Below are 19139 nucleotides of genomic sequence, written 5' to 3' on the forward strand. Positions count from 1 at the left end.
ATGAAACTTTATTTAAAAGCACTTTTTATATTTTTATTTATTTTTGAGTCTGGCTTAACTAAGTCAAAAGTAGATCTTTTATTTGGTTTTTTTTCTTTGGAGGCGACCACCAAAGAAAAAAAAGGAAATGTTTCCAATATAGGATCTTACCAGCTGAATTATCGATATGCTTTTGCATCTAACACGGAACTTTCCATAGGTTATTCCTTAATCGCTTCGAAAACTTTTACAGGTGATTTTGGATTTGGACCAGATATTGGATTTGCCTATTTTCCATTTTCTACTGCCAATGTCATAGAAGCACAAAGTGAATCTACCAGTTATAAAAGCTATGAAATTTATAAGCCTTACTTAAGTGCCAGTTTCCATCAAAGACAATATCAATCTATTCAATCTTCCTATGCAGGTTTTGGATTTGGTTTTGGACTCGAAATCTATTGGAAGAGCAACACGTCTATCAAGGTGGAGTTTAGATATCTCCCCTTAGGTGGTCCTGATAACGCTATATCAAATGAAATGGACATTTTCTCAGGACTCACATTCCATTTATAAACAATCTATTTTAGCTGCCTTTTTTTAGAAAAGAGAAAAAGGAGCTCTCCTTCTTCTCAGTTTTATTTGTTTTTTCAGTTTTCTTATTTGAATTATTTTTCTGATATTCTATTAGAGTTTCTTGTATGATCATTTGCAAATCCTCAATGGAAAATGGTTTTAACAATTGAGGGGTATGAGTTGTCTCTGCACCCGAAATGGCAATGAGGGGAATTCCATTTTTCAAACATTCCTGTTTAAGAGTCAGAAAGGGGATAATATTATTCCTAAAGTCACCTAATACAACATCAGAGTCTATCCATGATTTATCCTTAAAGTTGTAATAACTTGCGGCCGTGTATTCCCTACTCTCCATCATTTCTTTTAATAAGTCTGCAATTTCAATATCGTCCTCAAAGATCGCAACTTTTAATGGCATAATCACCTCTGCTCACCTCTTCGGTTCAAAGTTGCATTGGTTTAATCAAAAAACTTTTATCTAAAATCATTTTCCTCAAGTTAGTTTAATTCATTTTAGACTAAGATCATGTCCCATTTTGCAACAAACAAATGGCTTTGAAGATGCTCGTAAAGAGGTCATCAGCAAATGTCACGACAGAACCCTCATCTCTTTTTGTGATCCTAAAAAAGTAACTTGTGTAAAGAATTAATTTGGTTAATTTCATTAATGGGCGCCACGAGTTCGCACTGAAGTCAGCACCCCTCTGTTTCCATAGATCGTTTCAAGAGTGTCAGCGGTTTCATTGATGACTCTTTGACTCCACATAGGTGTATTTAAAGCATATCCGAGGGCGATTGTGAAATTGCTACTTTGAACAGGATTCAAATTTTGCGTGTTATACTGAGTTGAACTAAATACCATACGATCAGCAAATTTTTCAAAGGGCAAATGAGGACGTATTCTAGATGTCACTATTCTAACTTGTTGAGCAAAATGACAACTCAAGCACTCTGTTTGAACAAGTCCTGGAATAATTCTTGGATTTTCTACCATATAAACACGACCAATCATTTCTAAAATTTCACGTTCAGAAAGAGTGTTAGAAACATCCACATCTTCAATCAGCGGTTGAAAGTTCTTAGTCGCAAAGGGAGGAAAACCTCCGACAGTCTTAATGTTGGAATAAAGCCTATTTTTAACTTCGAGATAAGTGAATGGTAAATAGGTTTGCCAGTTATTAAAAGGTTCCTGACCTGGTTGGTATTCAGGAATCATCGCGAACTGATTGACTGACGGCTGATTTAAATGAATTGGCAGTTCCCACCCTGCAAAGCCACTCATGCCGTCACTATGACGGGAAGATCGAAAAGTCACTTTAAATGCAGGGCCGATATGGGACAAGACTATTTTTTTTAATTCTTGAAAGTAAGGACCATTAAACCCTTCGGCTTTTATCGTAGGATTGACTTGTAAAGGCAATCGACCTTGCGGGAACCTGCGACGATTTTTATGATTGAGCTCTTCTAGTTTACTTAAGAAAATAGGTAAATCAAAAATGGTATGGGTAGAGTGAATTGAAGCGAGCTTCGTAATTCTGCCGTTCTCAGGTTTTTGCCAAACAAGATTAATATACAATTGTCTGATAAAATGATCTAGGCGAATGCCAATCACACGAAAGTCATCAGTTTGATGTGATCTTGTTCTCCGCTCTTGAACATCTAACTCGAATCCGACAAATAACTGTTCGGCAGGAAACAATAGCTCCCCAGTTCGAGTCACATCTAATGTTTTAATCAATAGATTTTCTTCACCAGGTTTAGGAACCGGAAGTAAAATAGTGACATCATTCATATCTAGATTTTGAGACCAAGAAAAGTGTGAAAACAGAACCAATATGAGGATTGTTTTAATAAAACTCATTGTTCCTCCTAAGTTTGATTACAAACTACAAATTCGATACTGAATTGTCATCATCAATTTTGAAGAAATAAGCCGATGGCAGCAGGTTTCAGTTCTAAGTTCTTATTTGATACAAAATGATTCTCATAAAGAGACTAAAATTTATTTTTTTATTATGATTTAACTATTAATAAGATCTCACTATTTACCGATAGGTCGGGCATGAAAAATTTATTCAAATTTTTATTTTTCCTAACAACGGTCTTGTCGATTTCATGTACGCGGCTGGGCGCCAATCTCAATTCTAAAATTCTGATTAAGATGCCAGAGTTTTCCTCTAGTCACAGCGATAAACTGAGCCTATCCGGCGATCCAACGAGCCTGTCTGACATGAACTGTTATATGGTTTTTATCTCGGGTCCCGAAGAGGATTTGCAAAAAAATATCTGTCCTACTAAAGGTGATTTAGCTCTTGGAATTCCTTCAAAAACTGTCAAATTTGGGCTTTATTTTGGTGGTTACAATCCTGGTTCTGAAATCTCATTTGAAGTTCCTTCTGGAAATAGCAGAGTGATCCATCTCGTGGGAATGAGTGTAAAATCTAAAGAGATTTGTAGAGATTTTAAGACTCAAGGTTTTCCTAGCAAACAGGAATCAAGTAAGCCTTATCTTTTAGGAACTGCTGATAATGTTTTTCTTGAAGCTGCAAAAACAATTGAAATTCCCATTGCCATGACTTTCAATTCAGCAAATGGTTTTTCAAAGTGTTCTGGGCCTGACCTTCCCGATGAGGAAGGTGATGACGCAGAAGATCCTGGTGAGACTCCCGGAGACGGTAGTAATGAACCCTACCTCCGATTTGAAGGTCTGGGACGTTGGGATTCTATGACCAACAAAGAGTTGGGAACCATTGGACAGTGCTATTTAGTGACGCCTTCTTTATATCAAAATGGGCAGCCATGGGTGGAACCCTCATTTGCCCCTCTTTCAATTGACGTTTCCAGTTTTGTCGCAGGTCAGTTCTATTCGGACTCAGGATGCAGTAGTCCCGTCACGAGCTTATCGATTCCTGTAGGGGCCTATCGAAGCGCAGCTGGATATTATTTCAAATCGACGAGTGTTCTTAACGATGTTCCTTTAACTGGGTGGACAATTACTGGTAATAGCCAAACATTGCAAAGTGTGAGCCAAGTGGTTGATTTTGGATATCCGAAAATAACTTTTTTTGGATCAGACAAGCTTCCAGTGAATCTTTGCAGTCGTTATCAACTTAAAAGTGAACTCTTTGAAGGAGGGTCTCTCATGGCCCCTTCTGGAGGAATCAATTTTGCCTTGTCTGATAATGCCAGTTTTTACCTTCGTGCTTCAAATGATTGTTTGACAGGCACGACGGTTCATATGGCAACGGCAACAGAAAGTCAGCAATTTTACCTAAAAATATATTCACCCTCGACAGCTATAGATTTGCAAGATTATATGACGGCATCAGCAGCTGGAGTTAATTATGTTGTTTCCCCATTCATTGTTGAAACAAGTGCTTATCATAATCATGTCGATGCCATGACTGTTTACGCAAGGGACAATGCTATAGTTCGAGGGGAATGCAATGCGATTACGATTCGCCTGGTTAATTTTGACGGTGGTGCCGCTAGTGCTAAAAATTTAATGAACCTCTACTTTAATGTCCCTCAAGGTGCAGGGAGCTTCTACACTCTGAGTGACTGCAGTGGGGCGCCTATCGGTTCCATCCCCTTAGTTGCAGGAGGTTCGGAACTCAACATTGGTTTTAAAGCGAATGCGCTTCCAGAGGCTCTATTGACCTCTGGACAGATACCCATGGAGTTTCATTTTGGATCGATACGAATAAAAGACATACCTTCTCAACTTCCAAGTATTTCCATGTTTGATGTATTTGATCCGATGGATCCTTGGTTTCTGAGCGCCGTTCCACCTCACTTTCATGGAGCCACTGTCGTTGGCTCTCATGAATTTAATGACGATGGAGGAACTCCAAATACTTATAAATTAGTTGAACTGCAAGGGGATTACGATCATCTGGATTCAGTAAAATGCTATGATGGATCTAGCTTTGTTAATTGCAGCCCTTCAGAACTAGATACATCGACCATTCCTTATAAATACAAATGGGCTAGCTCAGATGCAAGCTCAGGGACTTCAAGAATTATTCAATTTAATTATACGGATAGTGGAATGTCGGGCCACAGAGAACTGACCATATCCGGCGACAAATTGTATGGGAATGGATTCAAAGTGGTTAACTGTGGAAGCATTGCTAGCGTTAATGAAACTATAGAAAGTCTAAACACACATAATTCTGGGGTTTTGTGTCTTCCTGAAAACTCCAACCATGCCAGGAGTTCTGTCGCCTTGACATTAAACACCTCATCCCGAGTCGGCATTATTGGTCATTCATCTGGGACTTCTATCATTGACGCCAATAGCGTCAATAGCACTCTCGTGTTGTTTTTGCATGGTTCAACAAATTTCCCAAGTAGTAGCTTTTATGTCGCCAATCTTAAATTTAGAGGTGTGACAGATTCTTCTAGGATATCAATTTCGAATCCTACTCCAGGTTCTTCAGTAACGGCCGAGTTTAATAATATTGATATTGACGATATGGGAATCTCTACAACGACAAGCATGATCAGCATTTCGAATAGCAGTCCCAATGTAACTATTAAACTAAAAAATTCTAAAATAAAAACGTCTGGAAGTTATAATTCAGGAATATCTTTAGTGGGAGTTAATAATGTTACGATTGAAAACTTAAAAATTGAAACTGCTAGTGATTTTGGAATCAATATCATGAATTCGGCTTCAATCAATGGTCAAAATATTAAAATTCTGAATACAGAAATTATGACTACAGGGGGAGAAGCCTTAAAATGGGACAATTCAGCAGCGACTTCTGGATCAGGAATTGAAATTGTTAATTCAAAATTTATAATGAAAATGCCAGGATCCGCCGCAAAATCTGTAGTGTCATTTACTAATAAAATAATCAATGGAATTTTTGAAAACAACCTCGTTGAGGCAGAATCAGGAGCTACCAACAATGGACTTATGTCTTTTTTTAGTGGAGCTGCTAATGATTTAAGTATTTCTGTGAGGACAAATATTTTGAGTCAGGGATCTAGTGCTCAGGCCACCATGAAGAGTACAGGGAATAATAACACAGACATCATTGATTTTTTGGATAACTCATTTGTTTCAACTTCTAGTGCCAATAATTCCATTGGGTTTGTCGAAGTCACATCTGGAAGTACTTTTAAATTCTGGACAGGAATATCTGATCCTCCAGGAGGAGGCAATGTCGCCTGTTCAGATAATGGAAGCTATATTTTTACTAGTAGCTTTACAAATAATGGATCTCTTGGCGGTGGTTTAGGTCTTGGAACGATCCCCGTCATCATGAATAATCTGTCTACCACATCAAAAAGATGTAAGGGACTCTATTAAAATGACAATTATCGTCCCTTTTTATACCGATAAGTATCAACGAAATAAATCACAAAATTCAAAAAATCTTAGCTATAATTCAAATTCCTGCTTAGTGAATTATGTAAAATAATGAGTTTGTAAAATAAAAAAAGATTATTAGTTATTCCTTCCTAAATAGTTCTACTAAATAATCTATGACAGCACGGACTCTTGCGCTATTTACAATATCAGGATGAGCCACCAACCATAAGGGAGCACGAACTGGATCCTCAATCTGGAGCTGGACAAGTTGAGAATCCCTCGCAGCCACAAACCCGGGTAAAATTCCAATTCCTAATCCAGCTTGTATTGAATAAAAAACAGAGCTCCAGGCTGAAGATCGAATCGTACACTGGATAGATGATTCTATTTTTTTTAATATTTGCTTTTCAAGATCACTTGAGGCGTTGGGAAAAAGTCCAATAAAAGGGAAATTTTTCAGTTCCCCTCTTGTTGTTGGTTTTCTCTTAGGGGTAAATAATGAAGCATGGCCATAAATAGCCAATTCAATCTCTCCAATTTTTTTAACAATCAGGTCACTTTGCTGTGGTCTGACAAGCCGAATGGCTAAGTCAGCTTCTCTTCGAGAGAGATTAACCACCTCGGCCCCTGTCAAAAATTCAAACTCAATTTGTCTGTGTTTTTGAATAAAGGGTCGAAGCTTGGGAATTAACCAATGATTTGCCAGGGCCCCGGGCATGGCTATTTTAACGATTCCCTGAACACGCTCATCTTGACCTGCGATAATTCTTTCCACCGCAAGAATCCCCTCCTCTGAGGCCTGCAAGGTCGGCAATATTCTTTCACCTGCCAGGGTCACAAAGTACCCGTCGGACCGTTTCTCAAATAACTGAGTTCCTATCTCTTCCTCTAGACTTAGTATTCTTCTTCCCACTGTTGCTTGGTCCACCTTTAGCTCGCGAGCGGAAGCCTTAAGAGTTTTACTTCGATAAAGCGCCAAAAAATACCTATAGTCATCCCATTGAATCATTTCACACCTCAAGTCTTTTTATTACACAACTCATTTTATTTTATTACTTATTTTATGATCTAAATCTAGTTAGGATCTAGATTTATGTTTTTGCTGGAATTCCTGATCCAAAAAAAAGAGAAGTTTGATAAGAATCGATGCGGATTTTTTTAGATTTGATATCGACGTCGACAAGGGTATTAAAATTTTTTTCAGCGGCCAAGTAGGCTAATTTCATGAGTGCCTCTTGGTATTCACTGCAATCGTCTACGGTTAAAGGATCTTCAGTTTTTTTAATTAACCGAGTTTCTTTACCTTGAGTCTTATCAAAAACTTTAATGTCTTTGGCTCGGCTTTCAATTTCTTTATATTTTTCGATAAAAGGAAGGACATAATTTGAATAGCAAGCAGTACAATAGGTGGAATGAGCAATTTCAACCGGACGCTTGGTCAGAAGTGGAAAAGCATTTTCAGGGATAAACTCGGCGCAACTCTTACAAAGAACCTCGGAACAAGTTTCACAGGAAAGAGTTGCTTTCGGCTTCTGACATTGCGAACAAAAAGACGACAGATTCATAGGAAGAATTTTTGACCTTATTCAAGGCTATGTCAACCCGTTAGCTTATCTTTTTTGGTTAAAGTGGAGCTGACAATTTCCATCAGTTCATCTTTTCTCCAAGGCTTATTTAAAAAATGTCCTACTCCATAGGGTCTGAGTTGATTCGCGACCAAGCTATCTGCATGGCCCGTCAATACGAGGGTTGGAAAAACCCAGTTACTTTTTTTAATGGATCTCAGAAGTTCAAAACCATTCATTTTAGGCATGGCTAAATCTGTGATCAAAAAATCAATTTTATTATTTTCAAGAATTTTCATTGCTTCTTCCCCATTGGCAGCGAATAAAAACTCTCGATCTGCTTCTTCTAATTGGAGAAAAATTAATTCTCTTAATTCCTCTTCATCTTCAACAATTAAGATCTTATATGCCATAACTCTCCCACCAGTGGATTATATAACTTCCAATCGGTATTATTGAGAATAATTTAATGGGAATAAAAAAAATACTAGACTTTTTTAAAAGGCGCTAAGATCCATCCCTCTGTCTTGATTTCATACAAAATATGCGAATGGGTATTCCATGGAGTTTATAATGTTCTTTGATTTGATTAATTAAAAACCGTCGGTACCCTACCGTCACTCCGTCCGGATGATTTGCGAAGGCAATAAAGGCCGGTGGCTTTTGATAGGTCTGGGTCAAATAAAAAAACTTAACATTTGAATTCCCATAAACGGGAGATGGAGCTCTTCGGATCGCCGAAAAAAAGAAATCATTCAGGTCCCTTGTTGAGACTCTAAAACTAATCAAGCCCTCAACCACTTCAATTTCTCTTAACAAATCTTCCAAACCATTTTTGTTTTTTGCTGAGGTAAAAACGACTCGCACGTCAGTAAAAAAATGAAACTCTCTTTTGATTTTTTCTAAAAAGATTTCCTTATAATCTGCACTTTCTTTTTTAGCCAAATCAGACTTATTGGCCACAATTATCGCACCCCGATGATCCTCAAGAATGGAATTTAAGATCTTGGCATCTTGCTCCGTTGGTCCCTCTAAGGCATCAATGACTAAAAGCACAATTTGTGATCTTCGAATCGCTTCATGGGATTTAAAGGCGCTAATGATCTCGACATGATCTTCTCTTTTGGAGGGCCTTCGTAAGCCTGCCGTATCAACTAAAGTATACAGTTTCTCCTTATACTCAAATTGGGAATCAATGGAATCGATGGTTGTTCCCGCAACCGCACTGACCATCATTCTTGGCATTCCCAAAATCGCATTGCAGAGGGAACTTTTTCCCACATTGGGTTTTCCAACAATGGAAAAAGTGATACCCCTATCCTTTGTAATTATTTTTTCTGGAATTCTTTGAGTGATCCATTCTAAAATTTCCGCAATTCCTTTTCTTTGTTCAAAGGAACAACTGACAAGATCCTGACCAAATTCATAAAAATCAGCTTTTGCCGTTTCGTCTTCAAGAACCTTGTCTACTTTATTCACGACGATGAGGCAGTCTTTTCCCGATTTTTTTACGAGCTTTAAGATGTCCCGATCCTCGGGAACCAGTCCCGATCTTCCGTCCATGACGGCAATGATCAAATCCGTTGTTTCTAAAAATTCGGTAACTTGTTCTTTAATTAATTTTGAAAATAAATCCTGAGCTTCAGTTACCCCTCCCGTATCAATCAGATCAAAGGTTTTACCCCAAATCTCAACAGGCTCAATAACTAAATCTCGAGTCACTCCTGGTTGATTTTTAACGATCGACTTTCTAGAATCGGTTAAAATATTAAAGAGCGTGGATTTTCCAACATTAGGCCTACCGACAATGGCCACCTTCGGAATATCATTTGTGAGGAGTTCTACGTTTTTCATGGAAATAACCTAATTCTTTCATTATGTGATCGTTTTTGAACCAATTTTCCCGATAGGATACTTTCAAATCCAAAAATATTTTTTCATTGAGTATTTTTTCAATCGACTTTCGCGCTTCGGAACCAATTTTTTTAAGATTTTCGCCGCCTTTTCCAATCACCATACCCTTATGATTTTCTTTAGCAACAACAATTTCAAGGGAAACGTGAGGGACTTTTTTTGAATGCTCATCATAGAGAATAGATCGAACAGCCATGTTATAGGGAATTTCTTGATGACAAAACTCAAAACATTTTTCCCTGACAATCTCACAAGCTAACTGCCGTACCGACTCGGTAGTGTACTCATCTTCTTCATAAAGTGGTTTTTCAGAGCTTGGTAAAAGTGAAATTCCGTGTTCGAGGATCAAAGGTCGTTCTGATTTATATTCCTCTAGTTCAGATTCTTTCAAGGAGAGGGTAAATACCCTGACTCCATAGGATTGTAATAAATCTTTCATGATTAAGACCCGATGGGATTTTTCACTCAAATCCGTTTTCGTAATCACAACAAACCAAGGTTTTTTACTTTTTGTAATTAAAGACAAGATCTCTTCAATGGTTTCTTTTTTTTGCGTGTCCACACTTAAAACGGCAATTAAAACATCACTCTCCCTGATAACTTCCAGGGCTTCATAGGCCAAAAAGGCATTCAGCCCAGCGGTGGCATGAATGAGCCCAGGTGAATCGACAAAAACAATTTGTCCCGATTTATCTGTGTAAATACCGTGAATGCGACGTCTTGTTGTTTGCGGTTTCGAAGTGACAATAGATACCTTTTCTTGAACTAAAAAATTCATCAAGGTTGACTTTCCCGCATTAGGTTCACCGATAAGTCCAATAAAACCGGCTTTGTAATTTTTCATTGTAATTCCTTTAAGGCTTTTTCTGCCGCCACTTGTTCAGCTTCTTTTTTTGACTTTCCTTTTCCATGACCCAATGTCTTGTCCCCTAAAATCACTTTCACATAAAATTCCTTCTCATGGGAGAGTCCCGTCTCTGAAACCAAAATATACTGAGGAGGAGCTTTATTTGTTTTCTGAATCACTTCCTGAAGCCTTGTTTTGTAGTCTTTAGCATAATGAACCTCTAGATTCAAATTTCTTAACTCTTCTTGAAAATAAGTAAGCAAAAACTTTTTAACAGCCTCATAGCCACCGTCTAAAAAAATCGCCCCGGTGAGGGCTTCCAGTACCGAGGCCTGAAGTCTTGGGTTTTTTTCACCACCGGCCTGCATCTCGCCTTTGCCTAGTTTCAAAAATTTATCCAGGCCCATAGAACAAGCTAATTGCGCCAGGGATTCCTCATTCACCAAGGAGGCTCTTTTTTTCGATAAGACCCCTTCGTCATCATTGGGAAACATCCGGTAAAGGACTTCACTTAAGATAAAATCTAAAACGGCATCGCCTAAAAACTCGAGCTTCTCATTATGCTGAGTTTTTTTCTTTGTTTCGACAGCAAAACTTTTATGTGTGAGGGCCAAGGATAAAAGGCTCTTATCGTTAAAGCTGTAATCCATTTTATGCTCGAGCTGATCCTGTTCCTGCTGCTCCCGTTCATGCTGATTCAATCAGTTCTCCGATCAAAACAACATCCTGTTGGTTTTTTTTCTCGTCAAAACCAATGATTTTAACTTTTACCTCTTCTCCAACCCAGGAATCTAGAAACTCACTGGCTTCTGGAATTTGAACGTTCCAGTAATCGGGACTCAGTCCTACTTTGTTCTTCATAATCAAAACCTTTTTCTCCTTATGAACTTGCTGATGGGCCGAGGCCAACAATCTTTCATAACTTAACTCACGCAGAGCTTCAGCCCTTTGCTTTCTTTCTGCCATAGGAACGATTTCAGTCATGACTGCGGCCTTTGTCCCCGTTCTTTCGGAGTAGGGAAAGACATGCAGCCGGTTCCAAGGTAAGTTCTTAAGCACCTGAAACGTGTCCTGAAAGCGTTCCTTGTTTTCGTTTGGAAAACCGACGATCACATCCATTCCAACAAAAGACTCAGGAAAGAATTCCTTAATTTTAAGTAAGGTGTTTTTAACTTCGTTTTGAGTGTAATTTCTTTTCATTTCTTTTAAAACTTCAGTGTTTGCACTTTGAATGCTCATATGAAAGTGAGGACAAATTCGTGGGCTTTTAAAAATTTCAATTAAGGCTTCAGTTATCTCAACGGGCTCCAGACTAGTGAGTCGAATCCGAGGGATCTTAGTTTTTTTTAAGATCTCTGACAATAACCCATCCAGATTTAAATTTGATTTGGCATCGTAGTAATCTCCAATATGAACTCCGGTTAACACCACCTCTAAAACACCATGGTTGTGAATTTCATTTATTTTAGAAACCAAATGCGATGCTGCCAAGGAACGAGAAGTCCCTCGAGCATAGGGTATGATACAATAGGAACAAAAACTATTGCAGCCATCTTGTATTTTTAAAAAAGACCGGGTGTGTTCTTTTTCTTCTCCACCACCCACTCCCAGATCCTCTTTTCTGAAGATATTCCCTTTAAAAACTTTATTTTTAATTTCTTTTTTGAAGAATAAATTCATGATTTCTGGCAGCTCATGTTTATGGGAATTGGCAACCACAAGGTCCACTGCTGGAATGGCCTCAAACTGCTGAGTGTCGACTTGAGCGGCGCAACCAGTGACGACAATAGTTGAAATGGGATCCTTGGCCTTCAACTTACGAATCAACTTAACCGCTTGCTTGGTAGCTTCTTGAGTCACAGCACAGGTGTTTAATATATGAACGGGATATCCATTGGTTTTTAAAATCATTTTCTTTTGTATCAAGCCTGTATCGTAGGTATTCACCTTGCAACCAAAAGTGTGGTATTGAAAATTTAAATTTGTATCCATCCCCCACCCATCAACCTGTTTTCATCATAAATGACGGCGGCTTGTCCCGGCGTTATCGCCCTTTGCTTTTCAAGGAATTGAGCCTGGTAACCATCTGCATTCTTAACTATCTTAGCCAAGGAACCCTTATGCTGATACCTGATTTTAACTAAGTACTCTTTGTTATCTTCCAGTTCTGAAAGTAAATGCATTTTTCTGATTTCCACTTTATCGCCAAAAAGATATTCTTCATCGCCCACCCAAACGGTATTATCGACAGCATCCACTTTGATCACGAATAATTTTTCATGATGGTTTAACCCTATGCCTTTGCTTTGTCCATAGGTGTAGTGATGGATCCCTTGATGCTCTCCCATAACTACTCCCGAGGGGTACCGTTTTAAGAGTCCTTTTTTCGCATTTAATTTTTCCGCACTCACTTGGGATTCAATAAAATGATCATAACCCTGGTTCCCAACAAAGCAGATTCCTTGAGAGTCTTTTTTTGCCGCTACGGTTAAGCCCCATTTTTTTGCTAAGTCTCTGACTTGAGGTTTTTTGTATTCCCCCACTGGAAAAAGCAAGTGGGGTATAATTTCTGGCTGGATCGTAAAGAGAAAATAAGTTTGATCTTTCCAATCATCTTCTGAGGTTTGAATAAAGGACTGACCGTTTCGTTCCACAATTTGGGCATAATGTCCCGTTGCCAAATAAGAACAATCTAGTTCTTTCATTTTTTGGATTAAATGATCGAATTTTAAATACGTATTGCAATTCACACAGGGCAAAGGTGTCTGTCCAGACAAATAACCCGCAATAAAGGGATCAATCACTTTCTCTTTAAACTTGGTTTCACAGTTAATAACATAAAAGGGAATATTTAATTTATCGGCCACACTTCGAGCGTCGTCCACATCTAGGCTGGAACAGCAGGTGCCATGCCCCTCCTGAATTTCATTTCCTCCTTGAATTTCACAGGCGGAATAATCCCAAACTTGCATGGTTGCCCCGATAACTTCATAACCTTGCTCAACCAAAAGAGCTGCAGCGACGGAGCTATCAACGCCCCCGCTCATAGCTACTAAGACTCGTTTGTTTTTGATCGTTAAAATATTTTTGTCCATGTTTTATTTCTCTTAATCTGCTGATAATTTTTTCTAATGCTAAACTAAATCTTTCTATTTCCTCATAACTTGAGCCCCATCCCAAAGAGACTCTCAAACTTGACTGCGCCTGATCTCTGGTAAATCCCATATTTAAAAGGACCGGGCTTGGCTCAGGATTTCCTGAACTACAGGCGGCTCCCGTCGAAACATGAAAACCCTCTAGATCTAAATTCATAAGCAAGGTTTCCCCGTCGATGCCCTCAATAGTCATATGAGAGGTATTTACCAGTCTTGGGTTTTCAATGCCAGTGATTTTCACTCCGTCAATTCTGTTTAAAATAGCCGCTTCTAATTGATTTCTTAAGTTTTCGATTTCTTTTATTCTTACTTGGTTGCTTGAAATGACTTTTAACATATACCCCAGAGAAGCAATCCCTAAGGTGTTTTCAGTCCCCCCTCTTCGAGATCGCTCTTGAGCTCCACCGTCTATCAAATTCTGGTAGGGAGATTTTTTTTTGACATACAAAAATCCTGTTCCCTTGAGGGCATAGAATTTATGTCCAGAGAAAGTGGCATAATCGACATTTAAATCCAAAAATTCAATCAGAGTTTTTCCAATTAATTGCACGCTATCGCAATGAAAAAAAGCTCCAACCTCATGAGTTTCCTGGGCCATTTTTTTTATCGGAAAAATATTTCCCGTTTCATTATTAGCGCCCATGACACTCACTAAACCAATTTTCGACGATAACTTTTCTCTAAAAAAAGCTAGGTCTATCGATCCCTTCTGACTTACCGGGATCCAATGAACCTTAAGCCCCTTTGATTCTATAAACTTGTAGGATTTAATCACACTTGGATGCTCTACAAGAGAACACATAAATTCATTCCGTTCGGCAGGAATCCTCCCTGAAATGAGTAATTCATAGAACCCTTTGATAACCGTGTTATTGCCCTCACTCGCACCTGAGTTGAATATGATTTCAAGGGGAGACACCCCCAGGAACTCAGCAATACTTTTTCGAGCCTCACGGATGATATTTTTAGGAGCCCTCCCGGATTGGTGGATAGAGCTTGGATTTCCAAATGAATTTAGCCATTTAGGAATCTCTTGGATCATTTCACCCCACACTGGAGTTGTTGCATTGTGGTCCAAATAGGACCAAAGTAAATTTAAGCTCATAGAAACAGGACTTTTAACACAGCTTTTAGATAATTCAAAGCGATACCCAAATATCCAATTATTGAACATATTTTTTACAAGTAAAAAGACCTGAATAATAAAGAATTTTAAGGTTTCCTATGAAAGAACCGATCTGACTTCAGCATGAAAAGTCAAAAATGGTTTGCAGCCTTTTCTCATAAATTAACATATTTTGAATCTGAGTATAACCAAAGCCACTCGGGCTACTCTCCCTTAGGTTACGCTCTGAGCGCAGGGAAAATCCAATCCCAAGAGTACATGAAATGGGCACAAAACTTTTTTAAATTACCCTATGTCAAAGATGATTATTTCAAATCACAGCTCCCCCCCACCGCAAATTGGAAAGATTGGAAATCAGAATACAAATGGAGTCCCGAAATAGTCCCACTTAGCATCTGGGATGGGCACCTTCTTGTAGCTTGCCTAGAGATACCTCTTTCTTTTCCCAATTCGCTGCGACCTGTTTTTGTTCTTGCTGATTTACCCAATATCGAAAAAACATATCAGTTCTATATTAATTCAGAAAAAGGAGCCAATCAGGCTCGTGAAAAAATAAAAGATATCTCGGCGCCACCTATAAAAATCCTTAAAAAGGATCTACAAACAGTGGAGCCTGAAAAAATTGATCTTTCTGAAGGCTTTGAGCTCCTTGAATCCTCCGACAGTGATGAGAACAATTTAATTTTAAATACGGAGGCCGAAGAATCACCTGAAGGTTTGGATTTATCCCCCTCGATCCCTTCGATCAACTCGATCCCCACCATTCCTTCTATGCCCAACTCTCTCAATGCAACCAGTATACCCAAAGCACCCAATGCTCCTATTTCACCGACATCCTTTGTTCATAAAGAGCTCGGGACCTCAGTAACGACGATCGCTACCGATAGCTCGCTGACAAGAAACGTTGTTCTTCCCTCTCAAATTCAAGATGATCTTAAGAAGGGCATGCCCTATTTGGCTTCTTTAAAAAAACAAAATACCCATGATTTTGAGACCTACTCTCAAGATATTTTCAATAAAGGTAAATCAGTATACGATAAAATGATCTTGTTTGCGATTGACCCTTCGGAGTCTTTTACCATACCTGTTTCCTGGACCGACACCATCAATCCAAGAAACAAAAACATCGATGGAATTCTTCTTTCTGAACCCAGCGTGTTTAAAATTGTCACTTCAACTATCAAGTCCTATCATGGCTATGTGGTTTTAAATGAACTAAATGAAAAGTTTTTTGACTTTTGGAATCTGGGGCAGGTTCCTGGAAATATCACCCTATGCCCGATAATCATCAATAATAAACTCATAGGTTTTCTGATGGGACTTGGAGAAACTAATTCTTACAACTGGAGCACATTGAAAAAAATGGAATCTTTAACCAATGAGATGACCCATTTTTATAATAAAAAATCTAAGGAACCTAAAGCCAGTTAAGTTGATAGGACCTCACCGGATCCTTAGAGGAATCATTCTTTGATAAGAAAATTGTCAAAATTATTTTTTTAAAATTAAAAGGCAATTCTTGAAAATCCAATCGATCTATCCATTCTATAATAAAAAAAGCTTCCTCGTCGGCAAATAAATCCCAAAAACCTGAAGCCTCGATTTCTTCAAAATTTTTCAGCCTGTATAGGTCTACATGATAGACTTTAAGGCCATTAGCTAATCTATAAGGATTAATTAGAGAAAAAGTGGGCGAACTTGTCATCTGCAAACCAAAGGAACCAAGCAACTCGCTGACCAAGGTGGTTTTACCGAACCCTAAGTCTCCGATCAGACCCAAGATGGTTTTCTCTTGAACTTCTGGAATTAATAATTCGAGAGTTTCTTTAAGACTGTTCATATAGAGAGACTCACTCAATGAAACTAAAATGGTTTGCTTCGGTGACCACCCGATGTGGGCTTTCTATTTTTTTGAAAAGGCCGTTTCCCTGCATTTCGGCCCCCTCGACCTTTTCCCTCAATCAAGGCTTTCGCTTGTCCTTTTGAAAGAACTTTAGCATCTTCAACATACCGTGAGTGAAAAGGCTGCTCCTTAATCAAAGGAATGGCCTTACCAATAAGTTTTTCAATATCCCTCAAATAAGATCTTTCCTCGGAATCACATAAAGAGATCGCGATGCCTTTAGTACCGGCCCTGGCTGTCCTTCCAATTCGATGAACATAACTTTCTGAATCGGCAGGCAGCTCGTAATTGATAACATGGGAAATATTATCAATATCAATCCCCCTGGCAACAATATCCGTAGCGACGAGGACCCTATTCTTCCCTGATCTGAGGTTTTCTAAGGCTCTTTGTCTGGCATTTTGAGATTTGTTTCCATGAATGGCCTCTGACTTAACTCGCAGGCTCATGAGAGTATCTGAAAGTCGATTCGCCCCATGCTTTGTTCGTGTAAAAATGATCACTTTTTGAAATTGATGATCCTCTAACAAATGCATCAATAAATCTTTTTTCTTAGCTTTATCAACGTACATCACGGACTGATGAATCAGCTCCACAGTGGATGAAACGGGAGCTACCTTTATATGAATTGGATCCTGCAACATGGAATCAGCCAAGGCCTTGATGTCCTTTGGCATGGTAGCAGAAAAAAATAAAGTTTGTCGTTTTTTTGATAGAATGGGCAATATGCGTTTCACATCAGGAAGAAATCCCATGTCTAACATCCGATCGGCTTCATCCAGAACAAAAATTTCCACTTTATTTAGAAACAGACATCTTTGTCCCAGTAAATCTAATAACCTTCCAGGAGTGGCAATTAAAACATCAACCCCATGGGCTAAGGACGAAACCTGCGGGCCCTGGCCAACGCCGCCAAAGACAACCGCATACTTGAGCCGCAGATGTTTGCCATAACTCAGAAAGCTCTCGTGTATCTGCACGGCTAATTCTCGAGTGGGGCTCAAGATTAATGTTCTCACCTGCTTGGGTTCCAGTTTGACCTTGTTCACGTGTAAATGCTGTAAAATGGGCAAAGCAAAGGCCGCTGTTTTCCCTGTGCCCGTCTGGGCACATCCAAGTAAATCCTTGCCTTGAAGCAAAAAGGGAATGGCTTGCTCCTGAATGGGAGTTGGAGTCTCATAGCCCTGCTCTTTCACTGCTTTTAATAACAAGGGGTCCAGATTTAAATCTGAAAAATTCCTTGTTTTTTCATTTGCGGTTCTATCTGTTGTTCTATCTATATTTTTATCTGTATTTTCGATTTTTGTGGTCATAGGAAGAGATCCTTATCACAGCTCTGGAAATAAATCTATTTTATAGCAAAAAACTTTAACAAAAATGATGTTAACCGCATTAAGTGAATTAAATTCACTTTACATGATGACAATCCTGACAAAGAATACTCATACTCATTTCTATAAAATCCTAGGCCAAGGCGGGATAGAAAGAAGAAACTAAACTGAAGGGAGTCTTATGAAAATTCTACTGAAAAATCAAATTACCAGAAAATTAACTTGTATTCCTCAAGAAATGTCTGTTCACGAAGCAAAAAAAATAATGCAAAATAACTGGTTCCGGCATTTACCTATCAAAGACGCTGGCGGAGAATACATCTTGGGAATGATTTCAGATCGAGACCTTCTTCGCGCTCATTCAGAAAACCAAACCGTTTCTTCCCTCATGAGCTCTCCCGTTAAGACCTATGATATTGAAACCCCTGTAAAGACCATAGTTCATAGCATGATTGAGTCAAAGGTTTCTGCTTTTTTGATTACGCAAAAAGGAGAAATTATTGGCATCGTGACCTCAGAAGACCTATTGCTTTTGCTGTCTCAGGTTCTTACCGAAAGCCATAAAACAGAAATGATTCTATCTCAGTACATGGCAAGTCCTCTTTTCCAACAATCCATAAACATGCTTAACCAAGCTGGAATTTAAGACAGAAATCGATGCCTATGAAATCTACTGAAAATAATAACAAAGTCGTTGAGCCGACAAAGGCAGAAAATCCCTTTTTAAATATTCTCTTCAATATTCTTCTGCCGATCTTTATTCTCAATAAGGGCGGGAAATTCTTGGGCCCAACCCCTGCTCTGATTCTTGCCTTCTCCCTACCCTTCGCCTATGGGACCTACGACTATTGGAAAAAAAGGAAGACCAACTTTATTTCTTTACTTGGACTTATTCATATTGTCTTTTCTGGTGGCTTTCTGCTTCTTAAACTTGAAGGAATTTGGTTTGCCATCAAAGAGGCGGCGTTTCCCCTTCTGATTGGAACCTTTGTTTTTATATCCGCCTTTAGCCAGAAACCTTTTATTAAACTTTTATTTTTAAACCCGCAAATTCTAAATCTAGAGCTTATCTATCATTCCATCACCACTCTAAAAAAAGAGGATGATTTTGAAGAGTTACTCAGAAATGGTACTATATTACTTTCATTGTCTTTTGCTCTTAGCTCTATCTTAAATTTTGGCTTAGCCTACACGATATTTATGCCCATCGACATCCATATCTTAGGAGAAACACGCGCCCAAGTATTGAATGAGCAAATGGCTGACATGACCAAATGGTCTTTTTTGATCATCATGCTCCCTTCGATGATGACACTTTTAGGAATATTGTATTTTATTATAAATAAACTCAAACACATTACCGGCCTCAGCCAAGAACAAATTTTTAATAACAAAATTTAACTGCCTTTAAGAGATCAAATAT

Annotated in this window: 18 protein-coding genes; 5 read left to right on the top strand and 13 right to left on the bottom strand. The window is 38.6% G+C overall.

Annotated elements, in window-relative coordinates; genetic code table 11:
* Window positions 1-552, top strand: a complete 552-nt coding sequence (locus J0M15_13140; protein MBN8537993.1) for a hypothetical protein — start codon at window positions 1-3, stop codon at window positions 550-552.
* Between the two features lie 10 nt (window positions 553-562).
* Here the strand turns inward: J0M15_13140 and J0M15_13145 are convergent, their stop codons facing one another.
* On the bottom strand, window positions 563-970 hold the full coding sequence (locus J0M15_13145; GenBank protein ID MBN8537994.1) for a hypothetical protein: 408 nt from the start codon (window positions 968-970) through the stop codon (window positions 563-565).
* A gap of 246 nt (window positions 971-1216) precedes the next feature.
* A complete protein-coding gene (locus J0M15_13150; GenBank protein ID MBN8537995.1) occupies window positions 1217-2413 on the bottom strand; it encodes a hypothetical protein in 1197 nt (398 codons plus the stop codon).
* A 201-nt stretch (window positions 2414-2614) separates the two neighbouring features.
* Here J0M15_13150 and J0M15_13155 point away from each other — a divergent pair, with 201 nt between their 5' ends.
* Window positions 2615-5872: a hypothetical protein gene (locus tag J0M15_13155; GenBank protein ID MBN8537996.1), complete on the top strand. Its 3258-nt coding sequence runs from the start codon at window positions 2615-2617 to the stop codon at window positions 5870-5872.
* A gap of 142 nt (window positions 5873-6014) precedes the next feature.
* Here the strand turns inward: J0M15_13155 and J0M15_13160 are convergent, their stop codons facing one another.
* From J0M15_13160 to J0M15_13200, 9 genes are all read right to left on the bottom strand, one after another.
* Window positions 6015-6884: a LysR family transcriptional regulator gene (locus J0M15_13160; GenBank protein ID MBN8537997.1), complete on the bottom strand. Its 870-nt coding sequence runs from the start codon at window positions 6882-6884 to the stop codon at window positions 6015-6017.
* An 82-nt stretch (window positions 6885-6966) separates the two neighbouring features.
* A complete protein-coding gene (locus J0M15_13165) occupies window positions 6967-7440 on the bottom strand; it encodes a hypothetical protein (GenBank protein ID MBN8537998.1) in 474 nt (157 codons plus the stop codon).
* Window positions 7441-7472: 32 nt separating this feature from the next.
* Window positions 7473-7853 (bottom strand): response regulator, encoded by a 381-nt coding sequence (locus J0M15_13170; protein MBN8537999.1) that lies wholly within the window; start codon window positions 7851-7853, stop codon window positions 7473-7475.
* A gap of 94 nt (window positions 7854-7947) precedes the next feature.
* Entirely contained in the window at window positions 7948-9294 is a 1347-nt protein-coding gene (gene der, locus J0M15_13175; GenBank protein MBN8538000.1) for a ribosome biogenesis GTPase Der, read from the bottom strand.
* Complete coding sequence (era, locus tag J0M15_13180) at window positions 9266-10198, bottom strand: GTPase Era (protein ID MBN8538001.1); 933 nt, start codon at window positions 10196-10198, stop codon at window positions 9266-9268. Before era ends, der begins: the two co-directional genes overlap by 29 nt.
* Entirely contained in the window at window positions 10195-10851 is a 657-nt protein-coding gene (gene rnc, locus J0M15_13185) for a ribonuclease III (GenBank protein MBN8538002.1), read from the bottom strand. The genes era and rnc overlap by 4 nt, the downstream gene beginning before the upstream one ends.
* A 37-nt stretch (window positions 10852-10888) precedes the next feature.
* Window positions 10889-12193, bottom strand: coding sequence for a tRNA (N(6)-L-threonylcarbamoyladenosine(37)-C(2))-methylthiotransferase MtaB (mtaB, locus tag J0M15_13190; GenBank protein MBN8538003.1), 1305 nt, complete (start codon window positions 12191-12193; stop codon window positions 10889-10891).
* Complete coding sequence (gene mnmA / locus J0M15_13195; GenBank protein MBN8538004.1) at window positions 12178-13296, bottom strand: tRNA 2-thiouridine(34) synthase MnmA; 1119 nt, start codon at window positions 13294-13296, stop codon at window positions 12178-12180. Before mnmA ends, mtaB begins: the two co-directional genes overlap by 16 nt.
* Window positions 13232-14461, bottom strand: a complete 1230-nt coding sequence (locus tag J0M15_13200; protein ID MBN8538005.1) for a cysteine desulfurase — start codon at window positions 14459-14461, stop codon at window positions 13232-13234. The genes mnmA and J0M15_13200 overlap by 65 nt, the downstream gene beginning before the upstream one ends.
* 144 nt (window positions 14462-14605) lie before the next feature.
* Between J0M15_13200 and J0M15_13205 the strand changes: the two genes are divergently transcribed.
* On the top strand, window positions 14606-15913 hold the full coding sequence (locus tag J0M15_13205; GenBank protein MBN8538006.1) for a hypothetical protein: 1308 nt from the start codon (window positions 14606-14608) through the stop codon (window positions 15911-15913).
* Here the strand turns inward: J0M15_13205 and tsaE are convergent.
* A complete protein-coding gene (gene tsaE, locus J0M15_13210) occupies window positions 15900-16322 on the bottom strand; it encodes a tRNA (adenosine(37)-N6)-threonylcarbamoyltransferase complex ATPase subunit type 1 TsaE (GenBank protein MBN8538007.1) in 423 nt (140 codons plus the stop codon). The genes J0M15_13205 and tsaE overlap by 14 nt on opposite strands.
* Before the next feature lie 23 nt (window positions 16323-16345).
* Window positions 16346-17698, bottom strand: a complete 1353-nt coding sequence (locus J0M15_13215) for a DEAD/DEAH box helicase (protein ID MBN8538008.1) — start codon at window positions 17696-17698, stop codon at window positions 16346-16348.
* A 199-nt stretch (window positions 17699-17897) separates the two neighbouring features.
* Here J0M15_13215 and J0M15_13220 point away from each other — a divergent pair, with 199 nt between their 5' ends.
* Both J0M15_13220 and J0M15_13225 read left to right on the top strand, forming a co-directional pair.
* A complete protein-coding gene (locus J0M15_13220; GenBank protein ID MBN8538009.1) occupies window positions 17898-18362 on the top strand; it encodes a CBS domain-containing protein in 465 nt (154 codons plus the stop codon).
* Window positions 18363-18379: 17 nt separating this feature from the next.
* Window positions 18380-19117 (top strand): hypothetical protein, encoded by a 738-nt coding sequence (locus J0M15_13225; protein ID MBN8538010.1) that lies wholly within the window; start codon window positions 18380-18382, stop codon window positions 19115-19117.
* Window positions 19118-19139 lie beyond the last annotated feature (22 nt).

It is taken from the genome of Deltaproteobacteria bacterium (assembly GCA_017302835.1).
Classification (GTDB): Bacteria; Bdellovibrionota; Bdellovibrionia; order Bdellovibrionales; family Bdellovibrionaceae; genus UBA2316.